A 25,736-nucleotide genomic window follows, 5' to 3' on the forward strand; every position below is an offset into this window, starting at 1 on the left:
AAGCGAACCCCGCGAGTAGTCGTGAGCCTCGAGCAACCACTGGTCACGGTCATGCCACTCGGTGGACCCGAACCAGATCCGTACTGGACGGATCCTGCGTGTGAATCGCTCACCGCGGTGATTCGTGTAATCGATGGTCACGTCTTGGAAGCTCACACTCGGGATATTACCCGGCCACCTTGTAGGTGCCCAATTCCTGAGGAGAACGCGGGATAGTCCGCCCAAGGGCGCCGAAACACTCATCACACTGGCCATGCTCAGCCTCGGCGGCCACAAACCAGTGCTCTCAGAACGAAATTAACTCACTGATGCGTCCGGAGAGCCGGAAACGGTGGATGTTTTACAGCTGCCATGGTCTAGAGGCCCTTCGCGGCAACTGGGTCATGGGTGACTCGCTCAAGAAGTTGTGAGGGGAGTATGCCCCGAGCGTTGAACGTGTCGGCAACAAGCTGGCGTAGTTCCTGCAAGGTTCGATTTGCGCTCCTGGCGAGCAGCTCCTCCCACACAGAGCTGACGTCGAACGCGATCTCGATCATGGTAGACGGCGCGATCAGGTGGACATGAGTCTCCGCACCTTTGATCCCATCATCGTGGATGCTCGGCTTAGGTGAGATAACGACCGTTGCGCTTTCGGCAGGCGCGGCGTCCACACCCCTGTCGGCCGCGAGCAGTCTCAGCTGATCGTTGGCTTGTCTGATGTCCTTGTGCGGAACGACTCCCGTCGGCTCATGGTCGCTCTTTGCTTCCAAAGCAAGCCAAAGTTCGTTCCCCCAGCACCAAGTCGAGTCGCACCGCCCCGCACCCGGCGGCTTAGATGCTGTCGCGCCAACAAGTTTCCCGAGTTCTGTCAACGCCGGCTCGTATTTGCTCGGATCACGTTGGTCGAGGCCAGCGTGCATTTCACCAATCCGCCGGCGGATTGTTCCTTGGTTGACTCCGGCGTCCAGCTTGGTGGCTATCGTGTTGACTGCGTGGGCGTCTACGGCGCATAGCGCGGGGCGCTGCATTGCGGGGAACGGTGCCATCTGTCGAACCCATGACCCTAGGCCCATGACCTGTTCTGCAAGCCGGACCAGCCTTTGCGCCGCGGCTCGGCCAGCGCCATCGCCCGTTTGCTCTGCGGCTAGGTCGGCCCAGGCCGCTTCGAGGTAGATCCAGAATGCGCGGTAGCCGGCGGTGCCTACGCCTCCCGTGCCCGCGAGGCGCGCAACCTCATGGGCATGTCGCGACGCGTCGGCCCAGGCCCCGATAGTGGCCGCCGCCCATGCCTGAATCTCGTCCTGGACGCAGGAAGACAAAGCAGCCGTGCCCTCCGGCATTCGCTGCGGCATTTCTCGGCGGTAGTCAGTGAGGGCCGGTTCTGCTTGAGTGCGCCAGCTCTCGTCCGTGTGCTGCCGGAGGAAGGCCTGAACGTTGCTGAGAACATCGTGGTCCGATGTGGTCTGGGAGTTCTCGCGGCCGAATCGAATTTCTGCCTGCAACTCTGCATCGAGAGCAGCAACTACCTCGGGACGGGTGAGGTACCTGGAAAGGTCTGAGCTGAGGACGAGCACGACGGCCGTATCGCCTGGGCCGCGCGTGCACCGCCCTGCCCCCTGAATGACCCGAGTGCGCACGCGCGCGGCCAAGGCGGCGCCCGCGCGTGCGCGTGACTGGAGGAACCGCTCTTGAAGGTTATCTTGATCGGGCACGCCGTCCAGTGCGACAAGACGGCACGCATCTCCAGGCAGGTCGAGTCCGTCATACCGTGCAGCCAGGCCACACGCTCCGTGTTCAAGCTTTGCGAAAGCGTCCATGCCGTCGGCAACCTGATCGACGCCCCAGACTGGCCATCCCGGTTGAGCCAGGGCAGAGGCATCGGCCATCGCGGTTTCCGTGCGAGGCGAAAGGACGAGGGCCTTGCCTGCCTCGGCCACGATCGCACGGCTCAGCTCAGCCGTATCCCCACCCTCGACAAACTCAGGGAAGACAAAGAACCGCCGGCCGTAACGCGGCGCCGTACTCTCGTCGGGCTGCTCTAGACGGAGAATCCCTGCTCGACCGAACGCCCGTTCGAGCTCTCCGCCCTCTCCCAATGTGGCCGACAGGTATACCCGTTGCCGTGCGCCGGAGAACAGGTGGTTCTGATGGGTCGGGGGCAGGTACGGACGAATCAAAATTCCCGAGTACGCGACATACACCAAGCACGACGCTAGGCCCGCTCGAATCATCGAGTAGCTGTAGTTATGAGGTGCCGAGAACGAGCCCAGGCTGGCATCGAGTTTGGTGACCATGTCGGATTGTCGAAGGGGTAGAACCAGCCGCACATCGGCGCTGATGCCCGGGTCCGGTTGCGCGTTGCGGAGACGTTCGAGGAATATGCCGTCGAGCGCAGGTGCGATTGTGTCGAGGGCAGTGATGTACTCGGTGGGAGACTTCCAGCGGCTCAAATCCACGCTGTATGCCTCGCCGACGTATTGCTCGCCGGCGTGTGCGTCATCGAACAGGATCAAATCGGCTTCGGCTAGGTGAGGATTGCTATTGAAAATGCTGCTGTAAGTTGTGACAGCGATCGCTTCGGCTGCTTCGTACGCTGCATGCGAGGAAACCGGCCAGTCTGTGTGCCGGCCAATGAGAAGGGCGGTCTCGATACCCTCGCGGTAGGCGGCAGCGGCGACCTGGCGTGCCAGCTGCTGCGTGGGGCATGCATAGATCACACGCGAGCGACGACTATGACGTGTCCACTCTGCGATCAGCAAACCGGTCAGCGTCTTCCCGGTCCCCGTCGGCAGCTCAAGAGCGATATCAGGTTTGTTTGCATGAGACGTGAAGGTCTTGAGCATTTCGGACTGATGCGCCCACAGACCGGGCACAGCACCTGGACGCCGCGGCAGATCTCGGTACAGCTCGCCGGGGGATGCGTAATTCGTCCCACCTGATTTTGTCCGAACGAACGCCACGTCGCCTCCTCACTGGCTCGGGAGCGCGTCTCCTGGCCTTTACCACACCAAGTGTCTCGCATCCGAGAAGACTCGCATCGATATATGGACTTGGCTGGCGTGTTGAGCGGAGGAAGAGCACTCCGAGTGGCAGCCGGGGGAATTGTGCACACGACTTTGGACGTTCCGTGCAGTTGACTTCGGAAACTGACATCTATGACCCGCAGAAACTCTACTCAGATGGGGTCACAAACCAAGTACGAAACATGTATGCTGAATTCAACACCATGACATGGTTTCTGACCCACCAAGGGGGAGCAGCATGGAACGGCCGGAAAGCCTGGAAGGCGTGGAGGAACCGCGCATGGTCCCGGAGGGTGTTTCCCTCGGATACGCCCGCGTTTCCACTCGCGACCAGTCCTTGGAGAGCCAGCGCCAGCAGCTTGTTGCTGCAGGCTGCTATGACGTGTACGCGGACCACGGCAAGTCCGGGGCGACCATGCCGCGCCCTGAATTGGATGCCTGCCTGCGTGCCCTTCAACCGGGTAACACGCTGGTGGTTACCAAGCTGGACCGCCTGGGCCGGACCGTGCGTGGCCTGGTCGAATTGTTGGACACGCTCAAGGAACGCAAGATCGCCTTCCGTTCGTTGACCGAAGGCATCGACACCACCACCATGCAGGGCCGGATGATGTTCGGCATCATTGCCTCAGTGGCCGAGATGGAGCGCGAGCTCATCCGTGAACGCACCATGGCCGGGTTGGCCGTGGCAGCCGGCAAGGGTGGCAGGCCACCGAGGCTGCAACCCCATGATGTGCGCGAGGCGAGCAGGCTCAGGGAACGCGAAGAATGGTCCCTTGACCGGATTGCGGCCAAATTCAAGGTCAGCCGATCCACTATTATCCGTGCGCTTCGCCAAGATGGCTTAGCCGGTGCTGGATACGCTGGTACCAAACCAGCTAACTCAACCCGGGAGCCGAGCGATGGCCAGAGCACGCAAAACCCAGATCCAGGGCCAAGTATCCTTTGATGATTTTCTCTTTTCAGAACCAGAGGAGGTTCGCAATGAACGCATACGGCAAGTTCGCGCAGGACACGTGGAAGATACTGGCCCCGAGCCAGTACGAGCTGATAGTGAACCCGGAGGAATGGTTCACCAATCTGGGGAAGGAAGCGGAGAACGCGGTGGGGGACCTCTCGGTGAAGATCGCGGGACACGACCTGCCGGGGGAGACCTATCTGGAGAAAGTAGGACGATTGAACGCGGCGAAGATGCAGGCCGAGGAAATCGTGCGAGTAGAGATGCTGACCCCACAGGCCGGGGATCTGACGGAGGACGAGGACGAGGAGCCGAGCGAGATGAGCCTTCACCTCCAGTTCGTGAAAGAGATGAGAGAACTGCAACAGCAAGCGACGGAAGAACTGGACCAGTTGGAGAGGGACAGCAACCTGAATCAGTAGCCGCACCGACACGGTTCATTCCCACGAACCAAGATGCCCTGGCACCGTCAGGAGCAAGGGCACGTTTCCACGCCAACCTTGAAGCCTTACGCACCTTGCGAGCACTGCAAGCAGCCGACAGAGTAGCTACCGAACAGGAGAAGGAAGCTCTTGCCCGGTGGGGCAGCTGGGGAGCTTCCGGTGTCGCGGAGGTCTTTGATGAAACCCGTGCCGAGTTCGCCAACGATCGGGCAGAGCTGCGCGAACTGCTCACCGAGGACGAATACCGCGCCGCCAACCGAACGGTCATCAATGCCCACTACACCGACCCTGCACTGGCCGCCGAAATCTGGCAAACGCTGCAAAGCCTGGGGTACGAGGGCGGGAATGTATTGGAGCCAGGCTCCGGGTCGGGCACCTTCATTGGTTTGGCACCGGAAGGCACCACCATGACAGGGGTGGAGCTGGACCCGGTAACCGCAGGCATATCCCAAGCGCTCTACCCAGAAGCCACCATCCGCACCGAATCGTTTGCTGATTCACAATTCGGCAGCGGACGCTTTGACGCAGCCGTGGGTAACGTCCCCTTTGGCAGGAATACCTTGCACGATACGACCCATAACCAGGGCCGGCACTCAATGCACAACCACTTCATCATCAAATCCTTGGACCTCACCCGCCCAGGCGGGGTGGTCGCAGTCATTTCCTCCGCTTTTACACTCGACGCGCAGAACCCCGCAGCGCGGCGCGAAATCTACGAGAATGCTGACCTTCTGGGTGCAGTACGCCTGCCCAACGGCGCCCACCGCAGGTCAGCCGGCACTGACGCCTTGACCGATGTTCTGGTCTTTCGCCGTCGCCTACCAGGGGAAGAGCCAGGAAACGCAGCATGGCTCACATCCCATCCCGTATCCACCGAATCCGGGGCCAACGCACGCATCAATGACTATTTCACGCAGCACCCGCACAGAGTGTTGGGAATAATTGAAGTAGGCAACGGCATGTACGGAAACGCCACGGTGAACGTGCGCACCGATGACCTGCCAGCCGTCCCCACACAGTTGCATGGGCAGTTACAGGAGATTGCGACCATCGCGGTAGCCGCCGGCCGCGGATTCGGCCAAGACCAGCGCTCCCCCGAGGTGCGGGTCGCCGCGAGCTTGCCACAGGCACCGGCCAGCGAACAGGTAGGACACATCGCGGCCCTCGAGGATGGCACCTTCACCCAAATCAGCACAGCCAGGGCCACTGAGGAATTGAACGTTCCTGTCAGCCAACAAGCAGAGCTTCGCGCGCTATTGGGCCTGCGCGATGGAGCACGCGCCGTGTTGACCTTGGAAGCGTCCAATGTGGAGGATACCGACGAGCTGACCGCAGCACGGGCGGATCTGGCCGCGAAGTATCAGGACTACGCAGAAAAGTACGGGCCCATCAATCGGTTCGGGGAGCGGCGCACCGGACGCACCGACGACAACGGGCAGGAAGTTATGGCCCGCACTCAACCCCGTGTCATGGCAACCCTGCGCAAGGACCCCTACGGACCGCTGGTGCCAGCGCTTGAATACTTTGATGAGGGAACGCAGAAGGCTGTACCTGCAGCACTGCTCAAGGAACGCCAAGTACAGCCACGCAAGCCCGTACTTGGGGTAGACAACCCCGCCGAGGCCTTGGCGGTGACGCTGGAGGCCGCCGGGGAAGTGGACTTGGGGAGCATCGCCGCCTTGCTGGGTATAGAACACGGAGAAGCGCGTGAAGCCCTTGGCGACCTGGTTTATGACATTCCCGGGGAACCGGGCGCGATGGAGACACGGGCCGAATATCTCAGTGGCAATATCCGCGAAAAGCTCGATGCAGCTGCCGCAGCGGCTGTCGATGATCCGATCTATCAGCGCAACGTCACGGACCTTCAAGGGGTACTGCCACGCCCACTAGGTGCCGATGAAATTGAAGCCAAGATCGGTTCGGTGTGGATCTCCCCGGACATCCATGCACAGTTCCTGCAAGAACTGATCAGGGACCCTCGCGCCCATGTGGACAGGGCCAGTGGCGCGAGCTGGGATGTAAAAGCCAGCAGACACACCTTTCAGGCTCGGAACGACTGGGGTACCGAACGGATGCCTGCGGGAGACATTTTTAAGAATCTCCTGGAACAGCGCCGCGTCCAGGTCACCGATCCCGACCCAGACAACCCCGAGGGCAGCCGGCGCATCGTGAACCCCACAGAGACCACGGCTGCGCAGGAAAAGGCGCAGATGATCAAGGAGCGGTTCAGCGAATGGGTCTGGGAAGACCCAGCACGCACTGTTGTTTTGACCGATGAATACAATCGCCGCTTCAATTCCCTGGTCCTCCGCGACTACACCGTCGAAGGTGAGAGATTGACCCTGCCAGGGCTGGTGAAGGACTGGCATCCACGCCCGCACCAGCGCGCAGCGGTGGCGCGCATGATTTCAGAACCTTCCGTGGGACTGTTCCACGAGGTGGGGGCTGGCAAGACTGCCGAGATGGCCATGGGGGCCATGGAACTACGCCGGCTAGGAATGACGAACAAACCAGCCGTCGTCGTGCCCAATCACATGCTGGACCAGTTCGCCCGTGAGTGGCTGCAACTCTATCCACAGGCACGTATTCTGGCGGCCTCGTCGGCAGACTTGACGGGGGACAAGCGTCGGGAGTTCGTGGCCCGTGTTGCGGCCAATGACTGGGATGCGGTCATTATGACCCGCACGGCATTTGAGCGCATTGAGCTGTCCCCTGCGGCGGAACAGGCGTACATGAATCGCGAGACCGACCGCATGCGCCAGGAACTGGCCGCCACGAGTGCCCGGGCGGCGGAACGCGGCGAAAAGTCGATGACCGTCAAGAAGATGGAGGCACGTCTCCAAGCCCGGGAAGAAAAGATGAAGGCCAGGCTCGAAAGGCCGGTGGACCCAGGCATCACCTTCGAGCAGACCGGCATCGATTATTTGATCGTTGATGAACTGCACGACTTCAAGAACCTCGATACACCTTCCAATATCAGCGATGCCGCCATTGATGGTTCCAAGCGTGCCTCCGACCTGCACGCCAAGATCGAATACTTGCGCGAAACGCACGGAGACCGGGTTATTACCGGAGCCACGGCCACACCGATTGCCAACAGTGTCACCGAAATGTACGTCATGCAGCGGTACTTGCGTCCGGACCTCTTGGAAAAGGCCGGCATCCACGACTTCGACACCTGGGCGGCAACTTTCGGCGAAGTCGTCTCTGACATGGAAATGTCCGTAGCGGGTGGAGAGAACTTCAAGATGAAGGAACGGTTCGCTAAGTTCCAGAACGTCCCGGAGCTCTTGAAAATGTTCCACACCTTCGCGGACGTCAAGACCGCCGAAGACCTCAAGCTGCCTGTGCCCAAGTTGGCCGCACGTGACGATGGAAAGCGGCTCCCGCGGATGGTCACGGTGGAACCAAGCGCAGAACTGTCGGACTACATTGCGGACATCGGCGAACGAGCCGAAGCCGTCCAGCAACGCCTGGTTGATCCCCATGATGACAACATGCTCAAAATATCCAGTGACGGACGGAAGGCTGCACTGGATATGCGCCTGGTTGACCCCACGCTGGAGATGCTGGAGGCAGCCACCAAAACCAGTGCAGCGGCGGATCTCATCACGGAGGTTTACGAAAAGAACAAGGACCGCATCTTCGAAAACCCGGGTACAGGGGAAGACCACCCGACGCCCGGGGCCCTGCAAATCGTCTTCTGCGATTTGGGCACACCGTCAAAGGACTGGAACGTGTATGACCAGCTCAAGGACGACCTTGTTAGCCGTGGTGTGCCGGGGGAGAAGGTGCGCTTCATGCATGATGCCAAAAACGACGCCGACAAGGGCCGGCTCTTTGCTGCCTGCCGCAACGGAGACGTGGCAGTGCTCGTTGGGTCCACGCAGAAGATGGGGGTGGGAACCAACATTCAAGACCGTGCCGTGCACCTGGTGGACATGGATGCGCCCTGGCGGCCGGCCGACGTTTCCCAACGTCACGGCCGCATCATTCGACAGGGAAACCAAAACCCCGAGGTCGACATTTCACAAGTGGTCACCAAGGGCTCGTTCGACACCTTCATGTGGCAAACCCTGGAACGGAAGTCTCGGTTCATTGACCAGATTATGCGTGGCAAGCTGGATGTGCGAGAGATCGAGGATGTGGGTGAGAATACACTCTCGTATGCCGAGGTCAAAGCCATTTCCAGCGGCAATCCATTGATCCTTGAGAAGTCGAAGGCTGACCAGGAACTCTCCCGTTTGGAGAGACTGAGCCGTGCATGGAACCGTAACCAATCGTCACTGGTTCACCGCAAGGATGGCGCTGAGTCCAGGGGCAGGAAGTTGGTTGAAAACCTGCCCAAGTTGCAAGAAGCCGCTGCACGGACAACGGGCGAAATTGGAGGAGATTCGTTCTCCATGATGGTCGACGCTGAACGTCTCGACAAGCGGACCGAGGCTGCCGAAGCGCTGGGTGCCTGGGTGCGGGAAAACACATCGTTTAGGCCATCGCCGCATTCAGAGCGCGATGCGGGAATCGCCGCCACCATTGCAGGCCACAACATTCGCGTGGTGGAGGGATTGGGAATCCTCGGGGACATCAATTCATCACCTGTTCGCTTTCAGATAGACCAAGCCCCAGGGGTTTACGTCGAGGTCCGCAGGGACGCTGCGTTGAATCCGAACGTGGGACTGATTACCAGATTGGAAAATCAGGTCGTTCGTTTGCCCCAGGCTGTCGCCATACAGGAACAAAAAATAGAGGAAGCCCGCCAGGACTACAGGGATGCGGTTACAGCATTGAGGGAGCCTTTCAAACATGAAGAAGCTTTGAAGTCAGCACGATGGGAAGTGGAGAGGATAGGTCGCGAGATGCGCGGCGAAGAGGCTCCGCAGCCAACGTTTGATGCTGAATTGGAGGCGCTTCGCAGGAGCCAGCGGGCAGATTTCCCTGCTCCCGCTGGACAGCGACTGAAGACAGCGACTATGGATACCTCCGTCAATAAGACCTATCGTTCCAGTGATCCAAGACTGCGTGAGGCAATGGAGAGGTAGCACTATGGATCGTTCATTCGCGGACAGGATCAAGGCAGAAATACTGAGGGGAGAGATGGACTCCCCTCAAGCAGAAGAGCGTGCACGATTAGAAGGTTGGCTTGTGACTGGGGCTGTCGACCCAGACGCGCCGGCACGCCGGATCTGTGACCAGGACGACTGACCTACCTAATAGGACCCTCCAACTTGGGGGTGAGTGATGGAGAAGGGCCGGCATTAGCCGGCCCTTCTCTTGCGCAGCGCTGTGGGAGGCTGTGCATGGCCGCTGCTCGCCTGTGGTGACCTCTTATCGTGTCGGTGCCGTAGCGGTTGTGTGCAGCCGGTCAGCTGGTCCATGTCGTCCACCTGTGTGCAGGAAAAGCCCGAAGGATAGAGCTTTTGCTGTGCACCTGTGGACGAGAGGCAACCTAGGAGTGACCCACATTTTCTGCGGCCGGTTCGGGCTGCGGTGCAGCCGCCGGCTTGCGTGCCGCCCGCTTACGAACGCGCAACTTCTTTTCCGGCTCGGATAGTCCCGAGGCGCGCAACTCGTCGGCTGTCCATCCCGCACTAATCGCTGCTTGGTACTGGCGTGCGTCCTCGTCTTCGGCGGAGTCGAGTGCGTCGCGTGCGTCCGCCACAGCTTGGCGAGTTTTCACGAGAGAGCGTACCGAGTCCATGCGGTTGTTGAGTCGCTGCTGCAGTTCGTGTTCGATCTTCTGTGCATCAATGTTGGTAGCCATGCCACCCAGTCTAGAGCAGCGGGATTTCAGTCCGCTAGGGCTTACAAGAAGATGGGCGCGGTGAAGTCGTCCACTCGCCGCCTACGGAGTCGAGTTTCCCAGCATGGCGTTACCAGACGGAGCAAGCTATACACTTATGTGCCATAAGTGGACTTGCACCTCGACTTCGTGTCGAGGATGCGTCACACTAGGAGTGTGATCCCGGATAATCCGGGGCGCTGCGCTGGGCATGGAAAGGCGGCAAGGCAATGGCTGAGGAGCAAAGTTCCAGCCGTCGTTTGAGTCGTCGTCGCCGTGCGAACATTGACGGTCAAACACAGTACGTTCGGGTGTCCATGTCGGAGCAGGAACGCACCCGCCTCTACGTACTGGAAGAACAGACCGGCCGCAGCCCCTCAGAAATTCTGGTGAGTGCATCCCTGTACGCCCAGTCTTCCGAATCACTGGCCGAGCGTCGCGCCCTAGTCACCGAGTTCATGGCGGCTCGCCGCTACCTGGCCGCCCTGTCCAACAACGTGAATCAGCTCGCCAAACACGCCAATGCCACTGATGAGTTTCCCGAGGAAGCACGGGTAGCCCTGGGACGAGTACGCGACGTTGCCGAACGGATCAACGGCATCGTTGACGGGCTGGCTGGCTGATGATTCCGAACATCACCAAGGGTAACCGCATGGCGGGTCTACTGGTCTACCTGGCAGGGCCAGGTCGGGCCAACGAACACACTGACCCGCACCTCGTTGCCGGTTCTGCGCCAATCATGGCGTGGCACAATGACGACGAGCTGGGACGCGACGCGGCCCTGTCCATTGCCCACGAGCTGGATCAAGCTAAAAGCGTGCTGGGTGTCGAGGTTAAGGGCGGTCACGTCTGGCATTGCTCGCTCAGCCTGCGTGCCGAGGAAGGCGATCTTACCGACCAGAGGTGGGCGGATATTGCCAACGACTTCATGGACGGTATGGGATTCACCGAGACGAGTGGCAAAGCGCCTGTGTCATGGGTTGCCGTTCGTCACGGCCACAGCAAGGCCGGCAATGACCACATCCACATTGCCGCTTCCATGGTGCGCGAGGACGGCACCAAATGGAGTAGCCACCTCGACTTCAAAAGGGCGCAGGACACTGCAAGGACACTGGAGAAGAAGTACGGCCTGGAGGAACTGTCCCCTGTCTACGCCATGCGCGGTCTGCGCCCAGGCGAACGTGAAGTGGCGGAGCGCCGAGGTGCACCGGAACCGGAACGACGATCCCTAGCGCGTAAGGTTCGAGCCTGCGCTACATCGGCACAGGATGAAGCAGAGTTTGTACGTCGATTCCGCCGCACGGGTGCCATGATCAAGCCCCGCTACGCTGCTGGCCGAGACGACGTGGTGGTGGGCTACTCCGTTGCCGAACGTCCCCCCAAGGGGGTGCGTCCAGTCTGGTACGGCGGCGGACACCTGGCCAAGGACTTGACGCTGCCACGACTGCGCAACGACTGGACCGACAGCCCACAATTGGCCACGGAGGCCGTGGCTGAATGGGGAGCCGCCGCACGCGGCCGGCGTCCGGTCAGTGTCGGCAGGGAAGCCAACGAACCGGACCCGCAACTGTGGGAACGGTACAGCGACGAGGTTGCACAACTACGCGAGAGCTTGCGCAATGTTCCGCTGGACGATCATGCGACCTGGGCACACGTTGCCCGGGAAACGTCGGGCGCGTTCGCCGCGTGGTCAACGGCAACCGAAGCCACGCCCGGGCCGCTGGCAGCCGCGGCCGATGAACTTTCCAAAACAGCCCAGCTACGCCGCTACCCTGTACGCCCGATCAAGAGTGTCGGGCCGTCCGCACGAGGTGCCTCCATGATCCTCATGGCGGCCACCATGGGCGGTCAAGGGACCGCTGCCCAGGCAATCATGCTGCGGCAGTTGCTTAACGTCTCCAAGGCTGTCCATGACATGCACAAAGCGTCCAACGATTTGCGGCGTGCCCGCCAGATCAGCGACCTTGTTAGGACGCAACTTAGCCAGGTGGCTGCTGCACTCCCGAGCGCCACAGTGCCAGTCCAGGCCGTTGATAGCGAAGCTGCGGAAGCTGTGCGGATGAGTGCCGCCGGACAGGCCCCGGCACGTGTAGCCGGTTCAGTGGTGCCACCCAAGTACGAGCAGGCACGCACCCCCGTTACAACCCGAGGCGGGACCACCCGCCCGGACGTTGAAAGATGACATCAGGGGAAATCGTGGCTGAATCAATCGACGTGGACCGGATGAAGGAAGACATTCTCGAGCGGGTCTGCAGGTGTGCTGCCAATTCGCGGACTGAGGCAGAATACGTTCGCGGTTTGTACGCTGCTGGGTTCGTGGTCCATCCCGTAGAGTCCGTCTGGGGCGATGGGTATGAACTGGTGGGCTACTCAGTTGGAGGGTTGATGGCTGGCGATATGGACCTGTGGTGGTATGACGTCGCTTACGCTCATCCCAATCTGAGCCTCGATCGGCTTCGGGAAGTGTGGGAATCAAATGAAGAGCTTGAATGGAAAGCTCGTTGTGCATGGACAGATCTTGGTGACGACCTAGGCGGTTTGTCTTGGGATACAGCCTCGAAAGTTAACATCAGGGAGGAAAGCGATGAGTGAATCAGACGGTATTGAGGAAGCTATTGAAGGAATGTCCCGCGTCGCGCTGACCGTTGCCGGCCGACTAGGCGAACAACTTGCCAGGGCACACGAAACGGCCCTGCGCCGCGCCCAGGCAGCCGAGGAACAACAGGCGCGGGAACTGCAAGGGCGGCTCGACGCCGAGCGCGCAGGGGCGCGTGCACAGCTCGCCCCTGTTATGGACAACCGATGGTGGGACGCCGCCAGCGGCCGCGACATTGAACGCGTGCACGAGACGGCCACGGCGTGGAAAAACCACGACCCGGCGGCCCGCAATGCGGCCGCCACGATCAAGGACCAGGTGCAGCGGCGGTACGGGCTGGACGTAGACAACCTGGGCGCTGACGAAACGTCCGTGGCCACAGCCCTGGCGAAAGCCGAACGGGACCGGGAGAAGGCCGACAAGGAACGCGGCGCAGGGACAGAAGAGAACGCGCAGGCAGCCCAGCTGTTGGCAGAAGCCGCACGGGAAGACCAGGACCGCCAGAGGGCCGCGGTCGAAGAGAACGACCGACCCGACGCTTTACGGGACGAAGCAGGCCTCAAATACGACTCGGCCGAGCGGCGCAAAGGACTGGCCGCCAGTCTTGAAGGCGTTGTCGACAAGGAAGCCGTACAGGCGCGGTTGAGCGCTGACCAGGACCAGGGAACCCCGCCCAGTGCAGCAGTGGCCAAAGTTTCAGGAAAGGCACCCAAGGCACGCAAGACGCGCGGAGCTACGGGGCCGGCGAAGGTCCTGCAAAAGGGCATGAGCCGTTAGGCGGGAAAATGGCTGAAGTCACTGAACTAGGATCAACAGTGAGAGGCGCAAACTAGGCGGTCTGCGCCTCTCGCCTCAACCGCAATTTGGAGTTGCTTCTTCGTTGGCCCGGGGCCCCGGCCCGGTGATGCAACCGAGTGTCCCCACCCGTTGCTACTGTTGGGTGGTGAATGTATCTCAGCTCCGTCCCCCCTACACCCTTCATAAGGGCAACGTTTTGAGGGCATATTCCTCTTGGGAAAACCCTACAACAATCATCTCCGATGGTGCATATGGTGTACGCGGCTTTCACGGGGACACCACAGGTGTTGACGATCTTGTTGAATGGTATCGCCCCCATGTCACGGCTTGGGAGCAGGCAGCTACCCCGGCAACAACGCTCTGGTTTTGGAACACGGAAATTGGCTGGGCAACCGTGCACCCGCTTCTCGTGGCCCATGGCTGGGAATACGTTCAGACCATCACATGGGACAAGGGAATTTCCCACATCGCGGGGAACGTTAACGGTAAAACAATTCGACGCTTTCCCGTAGCTTCTGAAGTCTCTGTGCTGTATCAACGCAAGTTTATGATTGATGCTGCCGACGATGGGCCTATGAGCGTAAAAAAATGGCTTCGTTACGAATGGCAGCGTGCAGGGCTAGCCCTAAATAAAGCTAACGAAGCTTGTGGAGTGAAGAACGCGGCAACTCGCAAATACCTGACTCAAGACTGGCTCTGGTACTGGCCACCCGGAATAATGGTTGAGCGCTTGGCGGCGTACGCACAAGAATACGGCGATTCAAAGGCGCGGCCCTACTATTCACTGGACGGGCAGAATTCTGTGACCGCTGATGAATGGGACGAGCTTCGTTACCGCTGGAACCATGTCCACGGACTGACTAACGTGTGGCAGCGTCCATCCCTTCACGATAGTGAAAGATTCAAGGGAACAATGAACCGTTCAGCCCCTCGGGTACACAATCCCTCTTTGGCGTCGGCCACTCACCTGAACCAGAAACCTCTTGAGTTCATGGAACGGCAAGTTCAAGCGGTCACCCAAGAGGGTGACGTCGTTTGGGAACCCTTTGGAGGATTAGCCTCCGCATCAGTGGCCGCTGTTGGACTGGGGCGACGCGCGTTTGTCGCAGAACTTGACAAGAACTTTCAAGCGATTGCTGAAGAGCGACTTCGCGGGGCCGCACAAGAATACGGTAGCAACATTGCTAATGAGGCACGCGCGTGATCGACGACACTACGTCAGGTGCAGAACTTTCATCAGCCGATAATGCCCCCACCACGCATATCGAGACGTCGGCTACAGAATTCATGTCCTCCCCAGAACCTGGCATCCCATCCCGCCCTGAGCGCACACAACTTCCTAGCTCGGAGCCGAAGCGCGAGAAGCTGGTTAAAAACGTACGCGATGCACTTGCAGCCCTCCCGTTCTATTTCAGATCCACAACAGCCATCGAAGGACTAGAAGCAGGGGATCTTTTCTCGCTGAACACCGTCTTGGGCGGGACTATTGAAGTTCAGACCGTAACTACACTCAACCGAATTCGTGAAGTTTGGGATCCTGACGACGAGTGGTCCGAATACGGATTCGAACGAAGCAGCCAGACATTCCCCGATGTTCGGCTGGTGAGTCGCTCTGCTGATAAACCGTCGCCAGTGCTCGGAATCGAGCTCAAAGGATGGTACCTCCTCAGCAAGGAAGGTGAACCGAGTTTTCGCTACACTGCCAGTAGGAAAGCATGCTCAGAATTTGATCTATTAGTTGTAGTCCCTTGGCGTCTTTCAAACGTGCTGGCCGGGGTCCCTGTCGTCTATGAACCTTTTGTAGAACAAGCAATGTACGCTGCCGATCTTCGCAATTACTATTGGGAGAATCTCAGAGGTGCATCAGGTGATACCGGCATCACTAGCCCGGCTGGAGCGACCCCATACCCATCTCCGAAAGTACGAACTGCTGACAAAGCAAATTCAGACGGTGGATCAAATTTCGGGCGCGTCGCACGTGTCCCAGACTTGATGGACAGCTATTGCGATGAGATGCTTAAGACGCCGGTAGCCGGCATTCGGGCCAAACATTGGGTTTCGTTTTTTAAGACATATTCAGATAACGCCAACACCGACCAGGTTGACGCTGCCATACAGAGGGCCCTCGCTAGAGTCAGCAATAAGCTTGATGACGCTCGAAGTGATGAAATTGGTGCTGTGCTGCACCGACTTCAGGAACTTATTAGCGGGAACCCTCCAGCTGCGGCAAGCCCTCCTGACTAACAGCTGTCGCGCTATGCCGTGAATCCTGACTAGGGGTCAGCACGATTTGATGGGAGGGCGCCGGGCTTATCTCAGAAGAGTCCTGCTGGCGGTTCCTCACATGGCAGCGGCGGCAGCTTGGACTTGTGCCCGTCGTCGGGGCTGCAACCCTTGAAAGGGCCGTCGGCCGAGAGCAGGACGGACATGTGGTGGTCCGCGTGGTCACGCCACCACACGCTCATCCCCGTGGCACCTTCCAGGCGCAGAAACTCCCAGGCCCGCCAGAGCGCTTCCAGCCGACTAATCGCTTCGGCATGCTTCCACCACTGCGGGCACCAGGTGATCCCGCCGCCAGGGTTGATGTGCCTGCGATACGTGGGTGCCAGCTTGTCTCCGACGAATTCGGCCACGTTGGCATAGAACAGTTCGGGGGCGTCCCCGTCCTGTTCTGCCGGCTCCGTGACGGCTGTAGCTGTACGATCCAGTTCGTCGTCCCACTCTCCCAGTTCCTCACTCATCGGAGGCCCCGGCAGCAATCCAGCGGTTGCCGGCGGCGGCCGCCGGACGGTTCGCTGGATCATGAGCATCAATGGACGCTCTGACCGCGTCGGCGTGAGGGCCGCTCATCCACGGCACCGTTTCCAGCAATGCGGCAGGGGCACCGGAGGCAAACATGATTGCGCGGCCACGAGGGAACGCTGCGAGGTCCGAGACGTCCAGGGTGCGTTCCTTGCGGTCGTCGTCGTGGTTGTAGGACGTGCCTTGCTTGGAACGGTTCTGGGTGGTGTTGGAGTAGCGGTACTCCCCCACCAGCTGCGCCAGCTCGTTCAAGAACTCGGCTTCGGCCACGCCGCCGCCGTAGACCTTGATGTTGGCCGCCGACCAGAGTTTGCGCATCCCGTCGCGACCCCAGACCTCCACGCCCTGGGACCAGGATTGAAGAATGGTCAGCAGGACGATGCCACGTGAACCATAGTGGCTGTAGAGGTTCGGCAGCTCGCGCCAACGGCACACGTTGGCCGCCTCATCCAGGACGCCAATCATGGGCGTGGCCAAGCGGCCACCCGGGGAATGCACGGCTAGTTCTTCCGCCGCTTCCACCGTGGCCACGGTCAACGCGGTTACCAACGGTCCGGCGGTTCCCTTGCCCTCCTTGGAAAGGCTGTACAGCGTGCCCTTGGACCGCACAAACGCGGCAGGATCAAACTGCGGCCGCGTGTCGGCCGCACCTTGCGGGGTGACCCACTGGGCCACCTGGCGGTTAGTCAGGCAGGACGCCATTTGCAGCGCCGTGCCATAGACACCGCCGCGCTGCTTATCGGGAGCGTTGACGACGCCGGCCACGGCGTTTGAGGTTTGGGTGAATCCGTGAGTTTTGAGAATGTCCACAGCCTCATCGTCCGTCGGCCGCGTCAACCAGGTGTGCACCTGCGTGATGGGCCGGCCGTCGAGGGCAGCCGCGAGCAACAGGCCAGCCAAGAGGTCTTGCCCGGCCGGGTCGAAATAGGCATCCGTTTTCGCATCGGGACCGCGAGAACCGGAAGCAAAGTGGTCAGCGAGTCGTGCAGCTCGCACTTCGTCCGTCACGTACGACAGTGGGTTCCACCACCAGTCCGGTTCTTCCAAGGCCACTGACTGAGGATCGAAGACCCACACCGGACCGGCGACAGCCCGCACGTCGCGGGTGCCGTCCACAATGTCGCGCTTGTTCGAGGTGACCAGGGCAGCGCCCGGGGCGGCGAGAATCGCCGGGATCGCCCTCGAGGTCGTCTTACCCGTTCGAGGCCCCCAAATGTCGATGTGCATGTCTTCCCACGAGCCAAATACCATCTGCTTGCCAAGGACCGTCTTGCCGACCGGGACACCAGGTGAGCCCTTTACGCCGAGGCGTTCGGCCGTGGCTGTCGCCCCGCGCAGGCTCAGTGCCCGCAAGTCCTTGCCTTTGGCCATGTGCTGGGCGGCGATGTCCACGCGGGAGCGCTTGGAGCGACGACGCAGCGTCACGCGCAGCACCAGAACAGCCAGGACCACGACGAGGAAGCCCAGGCCAATCAACACCCATGTAGCGGCCGGCGGCCAGCTCACTGTTCCTTTGATAAGACCAAGGACCAGGGCAAAGGGATTGCCCGGGAGCTGCTGGCCGTCACCGGATAGCATCGACCCCACGTGGACGGCCCCGGTCACGGAGCCGGTACCCAACACGACCACGGCAATGACCACCCAGAGGATGATCGTTTCGCCGCCGAGCTGGGAACGCTTGTTGCTGTTCGGTGCACCCATTACTCTTCCCCCTCATCGTGCCAGCGCTTATTCGTATCGTGCAGCGACTTTTCAACACTGGTCAGCTTCAACGCCACCGGAATGCCAGGGCGGCCGCCGACCTTGAAAAGGAACTTCCCCAATCCGGGCCGTACCCGCTTGCGTGAGCCGCCCACGTCCGTCCATGACCCCGGGTCAGCCCAGGAAATAAGCCGTGCCTGTTCGGCGCGGGAGAGCGTGACCGCCTTGTTCAGCTTCTCCATTTCCCCGCCCGGCAGTGCCCCGCAGACGACCATGCCGGAGCGTTCCACAAATCCGCGGGCCTTCATCCGTTCGGACTCCGTGGGCAGTGCCTCCAAATCGCTCATGGTGTGCGTGATCATGGCCTGGCCCACGCCTTCCGTGCGGTTCAGGCGGGTCAGGGAATCCACCCGGTCCACCATGCCTTCACCGGAGCGCAGCGCCCGCCACAACTCGTCCATCACCACAAAGTAGTTCCGGCGAGGTTCAAGACCGGCGTCAGCCAGGGCATGGGCAACCTGCACCGTGGCAAAGCCGGTGGACCAGCAAGCCAGCAGCGAGGCGGCCTGAATGTCCCGCTGGGTATCGGAGATACCCGAAAGGTCAAAGACGACCGGCTTGCCAAGGCTCATGGGCTGGTCCGTCGGGCGGGAGAACATGTCCCCGAACCGACCTGTCCCGTCCAGGGAGTACAGCGATTGGCGCAGCTGGTCCGTGGCGTCCAGGTAGCGGGACATGTCGCCTCGGTCCAGGGCAATGTCGCGCAGCTCCGGAGGCGCTTCCTTGATGACCTCGATCAAGTCACCGATCAAGGCCACGCGGTCCAACCGTTCATCGACGATGTGCAGTATCCGGTCAAGCATTGATTCTTCATGCGCGCTGGGCTTTTGGGTCCGCACGATCGTAATCAAGGCAGTGATCATGTTCAAGCGGCGGTTGTGGGCATCGGCCGTCAGCTCGTCGGCCAGCCTCGCAGCTTTCACGGCCGCCGCCAGCAGGCGCGTTTTCTCGGCCTCGTCCGCCTCGAGGGTTGCTTTGGCCCTGTGCCCTTCGGCGGCAGCCAGCAGCCGGAGGGCCGCATCCGTCGCCTCGCCCGGGTCAAGGACGTTCAGGTGGCCGCGGCCCGGTCCGAGACTGATGACCTGGCCGCCCATGGCCTTGATCAAGTCCACATAGTCAGGTTTCAAGTCGCCCAAGATCAGCGGGTTAATGCCCCTGCCGGCCAGACCCAACACCATGTGACGCACCAGCGTGGACTTGCCATAGTGGGGCAGGCCGAGGACGAACATGGAGGGGTTGTTGATCATCCCGTGCATGAACCAACTAATGGGGTCACCGCCAAACGGTGCGCCCGTGTCCGTCTGGACACCGATGGGCACCCCCAGAATGGGGGTGCCGCTGCCGGCAACAAATGGCCACATCCCACAGACCTGCACGGATGTACCGCGCCATTCATCGGCGGCCGTCACATAGGAGGCCTCACCCTGGCCCCGGCCCCGCCATCCACGCAAACCCGGACGACGGACAACTGCAGCTGGAAGGGTCCGTGTTTTGCTGTCAGGCCTCGAATGCTTTGTCTTACTGCCGAACATCACATGGCCTCGCGGATCTCTTCAGGGACTTTCAAATGCTTAGGCAACACCAGTCCCAGCGGCAGTGACGCAGCAAAGGCCGAATCCTGGGAACCGTAGGCCCGACGCAGGAGCAGGCGCGCGGACGGGCCGAGATTGCCTTCCACCGTGGCCACCGCATCCGAGAGAGCCTCAGAGGAGAGGACGGTTGCGGTGACAACCATGCCGAAGTTGACCAGGCCCGCCCCCTTGGCTTCCTCCGCCGCCGTTGCCTGGGCTGCACGGGCATCCACGAGGGAGCGGGCCGTTGGCCGGTTCGTCGATGATGCCCTGGTCAAGGCGTTTGTCTGGTCGGATTCAACGATGGAAGCGGCACGGCCCGACTCAATCGGACGGTAAAGCAACGTGACTCGCTTACGGTCAATCTCCCCATGGGGAGCAACCAGCCGGGCCAGCACGGACGCGATGATATGCCCGCGCGGTGCACCGGTCATGGTCCAGGACACGGAGTGCCCGGAGTCATGCCGGTAGCCGTCCCAGTCTGCTTGATGGGCGGACGGGCCAACATCACCCCACCCCAGGTCAACGGGAGTGCCCTGGTAGTGGGCTTCCTCAATGAGCCGGGCTGCGGCAGGGTCGTAAGCAATGCGTACAACCTCGCATAGCTCCTGTGCCGTCAATGGAGTGCAAGCACCAGCCCCCGTGGACTCCAAACGTTCCGTCAAGCCAGGCAGCCGGGATGCCAAATCGCGGGCGATCTCGTCAGCCGTGCGCCGCTTGCCGCCTGACCGGGCGGCTGCGCTGAACGTCAGGGCCACCCAGGCCCGGATCGTTGCAGAACCCTGTGGATAGGTTTCCAAAGCCTCACGCAGCATGGCCTTGGCAATGTCAGGGGCATCTTCGTGAATATTAGACTCGACTTCCCGGCGCAGGCGTGCCCCGGAATCGGGCGCCGTCTCGACCGTCACGGACGCGGCCACCACGGCCGGCTCATTGGACAGGCCAGCCAGCCAGCCGCCCCAGTTAGCCACCCAGGCATCGACTTGCTCCGGATCGACCAGTGAGGCGCCATCAGGTTGTGTGCCAAAGACAACGGTGTAGTGCGCCGTGGACGGCAGGTGAATCAAGGCGAATGGGCGGCTGTATGAATCCTTGAATTCGTACAGTTTTGAACCTGCCGAGATACCAGGCAGCTGAAACTCTCCCCAGGGCACTAGCCCGAGCGGGCCGGACCGGTAAAGATTGATTTTTCGTCGACGGGCCGAACCGAAGGCCAACCGGCCAAAGATACGCTCACCTATGGACTTGCCGTGCTTGTCACTCACCGAAACGACGGCCAGGGCCACGCCCAACACGACCAGCGCGACCAGGCCGGCGGGCCAACCGCCAAGAAAAAAGCACACAACAGTCACGATCAGGCCCACGAAGAGGCCGGCAGTGGCCAGGCCTCCCAGTGTTCCGATGCCTGCTTTTCGTGGCTTGCGCCAATTCCCATACGTCGGCTCTTGATACGTGTTGTCGATAGCGGCCATGTCAGGCCTCCCCTGTTGATTCGTCGCTTATTGATTTAGCCGCCCCTGCAGCGGCCTTGCCCGCCTTGACACCTGCCATAACGGCAATGCCTGCCGGCCCACCAGCTGCCGCGGCGCCACCCGAGGCCGCCGCCGCGCCTCCTCCGGTTGCGGCTGCCCCACCGCCGGCAGTAGCTGCCGCGCCGCCCGTTGAGGCCGCCCCACCACCGGCAGTCGAAGCTTGGGCTCCCTGGGAAGCAGGGGCGCCACCGCTCTTTCCTGCCTTACCGGTCTCACCCTGGCTGCTGGTGCCCGTGGGTCCTTGTCCGGATTCCTTTTGGCTGGATGTCGGCGCAGCAGCCGGGCTGGTCGATCCGCCCCCACCACGGCCCGACATTCCCATATTCACGGCTCCCGAAGCCAGGCCGCCAATTGCTCCGGCCGCCAGTGCGCCGCCACCACCGGTGGCGGCGCCGACCATCGGAGTGACGAAGCGCATCAGAGCCGGCATCGCGAACAAAGCGACAACCATCAGGGACAAACCGGTCACGGTGCTCAATAGGGCAGAACCGAAGGTCTTGCCGTCTCCGACGTTGCCGAAGACGTTCGTCCCGACGAGCTTGAATGCAGTGGCGTAGACAATTGCAGCGGCCGGTTTATAGAGGATGAAAGCAATGAGCCATGCCACGCATTTCTGGAACCAACCCTTGCCGGCCTCCGTATTCGTGAAGGCAGCGGCTGTAGGAAATATGCCAGTCAGGACGACCAGCAGACCCCCGCGAACAATCATGAGAACGATCTGAATCACGGAGGCAAGGATCGCAATCAGACCAAGCAAAATGATCATGATCGCCCCCAGTGGGCCGTCCGCCGACGTGATTAGCAGCATGGCTGTGATGTTGTCGCTGAAGGATTGTCCGGTGGAGTTGTCAATAATCCAGACGGAGAACTTGTCGGCTGCTATAGTCAGCAACCCAACGGCTCCGACCCCCGCACCGGAAACAACAACCAGGGTCGCCAGTGATCGCGCGAGGTCGCGCAGGGGTGAACCCCTGCGTTCGATGATCATCTTGGCCGCGCCCACCAGGACAGATAGCACTGCCAATGCAGCAGTCCAGAACCATAGGCTGTTCTGCAGGAATGCAACGGGATCACTCGGTGCGCTTCCCCCAGCGGTGGCCGTCAAGTTCGGTGTGCCGACATTGACCCAAAAGGTGCCAAGCGTTTTAACGGTCTGTCCAACAGCGTCAGCTACGGCCTGTGCCATGTTTTTGATGCTGTCATTAGCTATGTCTTGAACCGCTTCGCTCGCGTGGCAAAGAGGATTGAGCACATTCCAGCCAGTGCACCCAGCCACTAGAAAGCGCCCCACTCTATATAGCCGCTCAGATCAGAAATCTGCTGTGAGCCAGTGTCTCCCGTGGCCGGGATTATAAATTTCCAGTCGCCGCCAGACCACTGAAGGGGGACGGGTATCGAAACATAGGTCCCGTTGTCTGCCTTGAAGGCAAGGTCAACCACGGTTTGGTCTGAGTCGTAGGAACGGACCATGAAGCCAGCCAGCTGAGCCGTAACACTTCCGTCAGAAGCAGCTGGCGACTCGTTCAGCATTTTGTCGCGCTGAGGACCAGGGACGGACAAATACTTGTAGACGAGTCCTGCTTTCCCGGACCCCGACAGTGCGGTGAGGTTTACTGCCGCGTACAAGGCACCTGTCGGAGAGTGGGAAAAACACGATCTGAGACCATTCGCAGCGACCTTTCCTGGTCCAAATTCCCGGGGGGAAGTGGGAGCCGCGACTTTTCCTACGAGTTCCCACTTGGTGTCGGTCGGAGCAGTTGCCAGTTTTGACTGGGGGCCTGTCGGAAGTCCGCATATGCTCGCTGCACTTCCTGATTCCACAGTGGCAGTCGCTGTACTCGTCGCTGCCATGGTGGGAGCCGGGCTGGCCGCTCCTTCCCCTTTTGGCAGCAGGGGCAGGATGATGGCCAGCGCTACAAGAATGGCTACAACTACGGCGGAGATGATGAATTTGGGCTTGGTCAGTGGATTTTGGTCTTTGTTCGCTTCTGCCGACTCAGTCATGGCTCTACTCCTTAGACCAAGGCGCCTACAACGCCTGAAGCGACGCTTGCGAGGACACAGCCGCCGAGGACCCAGGACAGCCGGGCGGCGTGCTCACCGCCCTCGCCACGACGGTTGTTCACCATCATGGTTCCAGCGCAGATCAGGATGCCTACGACGGCCAGGGCAAAAACGATCCAGGCGACCCATTTCAGGATCGTCAAGAGCCCTTCGGACCCGGGAGGTGCCTCACCGGTGCCAGGGTTGGGAACAACGGTTAGTACGGTGCCGGACCAGTACAAAGCCTTGGAGACTAACATATTCTTCTACTTTCTATTTGGCCGGCGAGCCGGCAGTGTTTTTTGTAGCGCTACGCACCTGATCGAGGACCGTGCGCACATCTTTGGGGAGCAGTTCGTAGGGTATTTCGTGACCCAGCCGCCACTCTTCAATCCAGGGGATGTGCCAGAGGTGTGGCACTCCTCCACCAACGACGCGAGCGAACTCGCGAATCTCTTTGGGCATTCTGCCGGGAGCGTCGGCAGAGAGAACGAGACCGGCCACGGTGACCTCCGGCAACGAACCGGAGGCCCATTCCGTCGCAGCTCGCTGCGCCGCACGCAGACCATGCATATTGGATCTGGCGACCAACACGATGGTGGACCCAGCGGGATTCATGGGCCAATGGTGGCCTGCTGCCTTGGTCTGCTTATCGAGACGAGCTAACGAGGACTCTCCAGCGCCTCCATGAACACCCAACCACCAGTAATCCGCAGAGCCGTCAGGGACGTTCCGGCGAGGTAGCCGGTCAACGTGTTCCGGTTGCGGGACACTGAGTTGGGGTTTTGTTGGTCCCGTAGGGTGGAGCGCTGACGGATCATCTACTACTGCGGGTGCTGGATCGTCAACGTATTCACTGCCGAGACTTATCCAGCGGTTCTTTGAGACTGGCATTTAACATCCCCCTGACATGTCCGCAATGATCGTATCTGTACCGTCTGTCACGAAAGGCTTTCCATGGCTATAAGAACGACTCAGAGTAACGTTTGGTCACTTCTAGTACCTTATCGTACCCGTAAGTGCGTTAGTATGTCTTCATGGACTGGGACGGAATGAGAGTGGATCCTAAATATCTTGATGCCCTCTTTGCCAGTTATTCCGAGCGGCTTACCCCGCAGGACTTGGAGGCCATCTTTGGCATGTCCCGCAACACGGTGTACCGCTGGCTCCAGACTGGGGTGATTCCGGCTTACCAGATCGAAAAGACCTGGCTGATCTCCCGGGACGAGGTACGGGACTGGGTGTGGGAGAACCGGAACTCCCTGCGTCTGGGCAAAGCCCCCGAATCGCAGCCGGAACCGAACATCGAGCAGGACTAAAAGCAGCGAAAACAAGCGGGAGGGGACCATGGAGGCCGCCAAAGGTGGACCAGCACTGATCATTGGCTCAATCGCGATGCCGATCGTCCTGGTTCTGTCCATCCTCTTGTTCGGCGGTGGCTCCGCGAAAGCCGTAGCCACTGTTTGCTCCCCCACAGGGAGCAGCGTCAGCGTCGACGAGGGCAAGCTCCCCAAAGTTGCCGTAGCCGGCTATCAAGGAGTGCAGCTGAAAAATGCCGCCCTGATCATCAACGCCGGCAAGGCACTCAAGCTCTCGGCCCGCGGACAAACGATCGGTGTCATGACCGCCATGGGCGAATCGGGCCTGCTCGCCCTTGACCACGGCGACGGTGCAGGCCCCGACTCCCGGGGGCTGTTCCAACAGCGCGGCAGCGGCGCATGGGGAAGCTATGCCGACCGCGTGGATCCCACCATCTCAGCAAGCAACTTCTTCAAAGCCCTCCAACAGATCGACGGCTGGGAGCACCTCGACCCCTCCACTGCAGCCCACCGCGTCCAGCGGAACGCAGACCCGTACCACTACCAGAGCTACTGGCCGGCCGCTGTGGAAGTCGTTGCGGCCCTGGCCAACGTCCCCTTGACCGGCGCCAGCGGAGAAAGCTCCTGCGGAATCCCGGGAGAGTCCGGCAAGGGCGATGACCTGCCTTGGAAGACGGCACCAACGTGGGTGAGTGTCGGAGCCGAAAACCCCGCAAGCCATTCCCCTCTGGGCTTCTTCAACCGCGAATGCGTGGATTTCGCGCTCTGGCGCGTTGACCAGCAGCTGGGGAGCACGACCGCCCCGTACAAGGTCACCAACAGCACGTTTCGGCCAGACGGGAAACTGCTGGGCTCCGCCGTCACCTGGAAAGACGGCTGGGACGCCAAGGGCTGGCCCACCGGGAAAATTCCACGTGTCGGGGCCGTCGTTTGGTACGCACCAGGGGTCGGTGGATCAGACGCCGAATACGGCCACGTGGCTGTCGTCAAAGCGGTCAACGGCGACGGAAGCTTCCTGGAAGAGGGATATAACGGCAACCCTGCCCCCAACGACCACACGTACTACACGCGAACGGTACAGAACAGCGTCCCCAGCGCTTTCCTGTACCTGCGCGGCAGCAAGTAACGGAGGAAC

General features: G+C 60.7%; 21 protein-coding genes. 11 read left to right on the top strand and 10 right to left on the bottom strand.

Annotated elements, in window-relative coordinates; all coding sequences use genetic code 11:
* Nucleotides 1–356 precede the first annotated feature (356 nt).
* Nucleotides 357–2,939, bottom strand: a complete 2,583-nt coding sequence (locus MMF96_RS15710) for a DEAD/DEAH box helicase (protein WP_375141451.1) — start codon at nt 2,937–2,939, stop codon at nt 357–359.
* A 301-nt stretch (nt 2,940–3,240) separates the two neighbouring features.
* Here MMF96_RS15710 and MMF96_RS15715 point away from each other — a divergent pair, with 301 nt between their 5' ends.
* The 3 genes from MMF96_RS15715 to MMF96_RS15725 all read left to right on the top strand — a co-directional run bounded on the left by MMF96_RS15715 (nt 3,241) and on the right by MMF96_RS15725 (nt 9,439).
* A complete protein-coding gene (locus tag MMF96_RS15715) occupies nt 3,241–3,948 on the top strand; it encodes a recombinase family protein (protein ID WP_256884085.1) in 708 nt (235 codons plus the stop codon).
* Nucleotides 3,948–4,379 (top strand): TnpV protein, encoded by a 432-nt coding sequence (locus MMF96_RS15720; protein WP_256884086.1) that lies wholly within the window; start codon nt 3,948–3,950, stop codon nt 4,377–4,379. The genes MMF96_RS15715 and MMF96_RS15720 overlap by 1 nt, the downstream gene beginning before the upstream one ends.
* Before the next feature lie 95 nt (nt 4,380–4,474).
* Nucleotides 4,475–9,439: a helicase-related protein gene (locus MMF96_RS15725; RefSeq protein ID WP_256884087.1), complete on the top strand. Its 4,965-nt coding sequence runs from the start codon at nt 4,475–4,477 to the stop codon at nt 9,437–9,439.
* A 407-nt stretch (nt 9,440–9,846) separates the two neighbouring features.
* Here the strand turns inward: MMF96_RS15725 and MMF96_RS15730 are convergent, their stop codons facing one another.
* Entirely contained in the window at nt 9,847–10,161 is a 315-nt protein-coding gene (locus MMF96_RS15730; RefSeq protein WP_256884088.1) for a hypothetical protein, read from the bottom strand.
* Between the two features lie 248 nt (nt 10,162–10,409).
* Here MMF96_RS15730 and mobC point away from each other — a divergent pair, with 248 nt between their 5' ends.
* The 6 genes from mobC (at nt 10,410) to MMF96_RS15760 (ending at nt 15,817) form a co-directional block, all read left to right on the top strand.
* Nucleotides 10,410–10,802 carry a plasmid mobilization relaxosome protein MobC gene (mobC, locus tag MMF96_RS15735; RefSeq protein WP_256884089.1) on the top strand — a complete coding sequence of 131 codons (393 nt, stop codon included), beginning with the start codon at nt 10,410–10,412 and terminating at the stop codon, nt 10,800–10,802.
* Nucleotides 10,802–12,361 carry a relaxase/mobilization nuclease domain-containing protein gene (locus tag MMF96_RS15740; RefSeq protein WP_256884090.1) on the top strand — a complete coding sequence of 520 codons (1,560 nt, stop codon included), beginning with the start codon at nt 10,802–10,804 and terminating at the stop codon, nt 12,359–12,361. Before mobC ends, MMF96_RS15740 begins: the two co-directional genes overlap by 1 nt.
* A gap of 14 nt (nt 12,362–12,375) precedes the next feature.
* Nucleotides 12,376–12,771, top strand: coding sequence for a hypothetical protein (locus tag MMF96_RS15745; RefSeq protein WP_256884091.1), 396 nt, complete (start codon nt 12,376–12,378; stop codon nt 12,769–12,771).
* Nucleotides 12,764–13,552, top strand: a complete 789-nt coding sequence (locus MMF96_RS15750) for a hypothetical protein (protein WP_256884092.1) — start codon at nt 12,764–12,766, stop codon at nt 13,550–13,552. The genes MMF96_RS15745 and MMF96_RS15750 overlap by 8 nt, the downstream gene beginning before the upstream one ends.
* 166 nt (nt 13,553–13,718) lie before the next feature.
* Nucleotides 13,719–14,777 carry a DNA methyltransferase gene (locus MMF96_RS15755; RefSeq protein WP_256884093.1) on the top strand — a complete coding sequence of 353 codons (1,059 nt, stop codon included), beginning with the start codon at nt 13,719–13,721 and terminating at the stop codon, nt 14,775–14,777.
* Nucleotides 14,774–15,817 (top strand): hypothetical protein, encoded by a 1,044-nt coding sequence (locus tag MMF96_RS15760; protein WP_256884094.1) that lies wholly within the window; start codon nt 14,774–14,776, stop codon nt 15,815–15,817. The genes MMF96_RS15755 and MMF96_RS15760 overlap by 4 nt, the downstream gene beginning before the upstream one ends.
* A 71-nt stretch (nt 15,818–15,888) precedes the next feature.
* Here MMF96_RS15760 and MMF96_RS15765 read toward each other — a convergent pair whose 3' ends face one another.
* From MMF96_RS15765 to MMF96_RS19805, 8 genes are all read right to left on the bottom strand, one after another.
* Nucleotides 15,889–16,314 (bottom strand): DUF4913 domain-containing protein, encoded by a 426-nt coding sequence (locus MMF96_RS15765; protein ID WP_256884095.1) that lies wholly within the window; start codon nt 16,312–16,314, stop codon nt 15,889–15,891.
* Nucleotides 16,307–18,076, bottom strand: coding sequence for a type IV secretory system conjugative DNA transfer family protein (locus MMF96_RS15770; protein ID WP_256884096.1), 1,770 nt, complete (start codon nt 18,074–18,076; stop codon nt 16,307–16,309). The genes MMF96_RS15765 and MMF96_RS15770 overlap by 8 nt, the downstream gene beginning before the upstream one ends.
* Nucleotides 18,076–19,668: a helicase HerA domain-containing protein gene (locus MMF96_RS15775; protein ID WP_375141452.1), complete on the bottom strand. Its 1,593-nt coding sequence runs from the start codon at nt 19,666–19,668 to the stop codon at nt 18,076–18,078. The genes MMF96_RS15770 and MMF96_RS15775 overlap by 1 nt, the downstream gene beginning before the upstream one ends.
* The gene (locus MMF96_RS15780) at nt 19,668–21,179 is read right to left on the bottom strand and encodes an SCO6880 family protein (protein ID WP_256884098.1); all 1,512 of its coding nucleotides are present in this window, start codon (nt 21,177–21,179) and stop codon (nt 19,668–19,670) included. Before MMF96_RS15780 ends, MMF96_RS15775 begins: the two co-directional genes overlap by 1 nt.
* Before the next feature lies 1 nt (nt 21,180).
* The gene (locus MMF96_RS15785; RefSeq protein ID WP_256884099.1) at nt 21,181–22,425 is read right to left on the bottom strand and encodes a hypothetical protein; all 1,245 of its coding nucleotides are present in this window, start codon (nt 22,423–22,425) and stop codon (nt 21,181–21,183) included.
* A gap of 89 nt (nt 22,426–22,514) precedes the next feature.
* Nucleotides 22,515–23,243: a hypothetical protein gene (locus tag MMF96_RS15790; protein ID WP_256884100.1), complete on the bottom strand. Its 729-nt coding sequence runs from the start codon at nt 23,241–23,243 to the stop codon at nt 22,515–22,517.
* Nucleotides 23,244–23,254: 11 nt separating this feature from the next.
* Nucleotides 23,255–23,446 (bottom strand): hypothetical protein, encoded by a 192-nt coding sequence (locus MMF96_RS15795; RefSeq protein ID WP_256884101.1) that lies wholly within the window; start codon nt 23,444–23,446, stop codon nt 23,255–23,257.
* A 109-nt stretch (nt 23,447–23,555) separates the two neighbouring features.
* Nucleotides 23,556–24,176 (bottom strand): DUF6668 family protein, encoded by a 621-nt coding sequence (locus tag MMF96_RS19805; protein WP_309145234.1) that lies wholly within the window; start codon nt 24,174–24,176, stop codon nt 23,556–23,558.
* Nucleotides 24,177–24,319: 143 nt separating this feature from the next.
* Here MMF96_RS19805 and MMF96_RS15805 point away from each other — a divergent pair, with 143 nt between their 5' ends.
* Together MMF96_RS15805 and MMF96_RS15810 are read left to right on the top strand one after the other, a co-directional pair.
* Nucleotides 24,320–24,601 carry a helix-turn-helix domain-containing protein gene (locus MMF96_RS15805; protein ID WP_256884103.1) on the top strand — a complete coding sequence of 94 codons (282 nt, stop codon included), beginning with the start codon at nt 24,320–24,322 and terminating at the stop codon, nt 24,599–24,601.
* Between the two features lie 28 nt (nt 24,602–24,629).
* Entirely contained in the window at nt 24,630–25,727 is a 1,098-nt protein-coding gene (locus MMF96_RS15810; RefSeq protein WP_256884104.1) for a CHAP domain-containing protein, read from the top strand.
* The last annotated feature ends 9 nt before the right edge of the window (nt 25,728–25,736 follow it).

Source organism: Arthrobacter sp. STN4 (genome assembly GCF_024539665.1).
In the GTDB taxonomy this organism is placed as follows: domain Bacteria; phylum Actinomycetota; class Actinomycetes; order Actinomycetales; family Micrococcaceae; genus Specibacter.

Excerpts from the sequence above, each read along its gene's own strand:
- MMF96_RS15715 (WP_256884085.1), top strand. The coding sequence starts at position 3,241 with ATGGAACGGCCGGAAAGCCTGGAAGGCGTGGAGGAACCGCGCATGGTC.
- MMF96_RS15720 (WP_256884086.1), top strand. The coding sequence starts at position 3,948 with ATGATTTTCTCTTTTCAGAACCAGAGGAGGTTCGCAATGAACGCATAC.
- MMF96_RS15730 (WP_256884088.1), bottom strand. The coding sequence starts at position 10,161 with ATGGCTACCAACATTGATGCACAGAAGATCGAACACGAACTGCAGCAG.
- mobC (WP_256884089.1), top strand. The coding sequence starts at position 10,410 with ATGGCTGAGGAGCAAAGTTCCAGCCGTCGTTTGAGTCGTCGTCGCCGT.
- MMF96_RS15740 (WP_256884090.1), top strand. The coding sequence starts at position 10,802 with ATGATTCCGAACATCACCAAGGGTAACCGCATGGCGGGTCTACTGGTC.
- MMF96_RS15750 (WP_256884092.1), top strand. The coding sequence starts at position 12,764 with ATGAGTGAATCAGACGGTATTGAGGAAGCTATTGAAGGAATGTCCCGC.
- MMF96_RS15765 (WP_256884095.1), bottom strand. The coding sequence starts at position 16,314 with ATGAGTGAGGAACTGGGAGAGTGGGACGACGAACTGGATCGTACAGCT.
- MMF96_RS15770 (WP_256884096.1), bottom strand. The coding sequence starts at position 18,076 with ATGGGTGCACCGAACAGCAACAAGCGTTCCCAGCTCGGCGGCGAAACG.
- MMF96_RS15775 (WP_375141452.1), bottom strand. The coding sequence starts at position 19,668 with ATGTTCGGCAGTAAGACAAAGCATTCGAGGCCTGACAGCAAAACACGG.
- MMF96_RS15780 (WP_256884098.1), bottom strand. The coding sequence starts at position 21,179 with ATGGCCGCTATCGACAACACGTATCAAGAGCCGACGTATGGGAATTGG.
- MMF96_RS15785 (WP_256884099.1), bottom strand. The coding sequence starts at position 22,425 with ATGGCACAGGCCGTAGCTGACGCTGTTGGACAGACCGTTAAAACGCTT.
- MMF96_RS15790 (WP_256884100.1), bottom strand. The coding sequence starts at position 23,243 with ATGACTGAGTCGGCAGAAGCGAACAAAGACCAAAATCCACTGACCAAG.
- MMF96_RS19805 (WP_309145234.1), bottom strand. The coding sequence starts at position 24,176 with ATGCCAGTCTCAAAGAACCGCTGGATAAGTCTCGGCAGTGAATACGTT.
- MMF96_RS15805 (WP_256884103.1), top strand. The coding sequence starts at position 24,320 with ATGGACTGGGACGGAATGAGAGTGGATCCTAAATATCTTGATGCCCTC.
- MMF96_RS15810 (WP_256884104.1), top strand. The coding sequence starts at position 24,630 with ATGGAGGCCGCCAAAGGTGGACCAGCACTGATCATTGGCTCAATCGCG.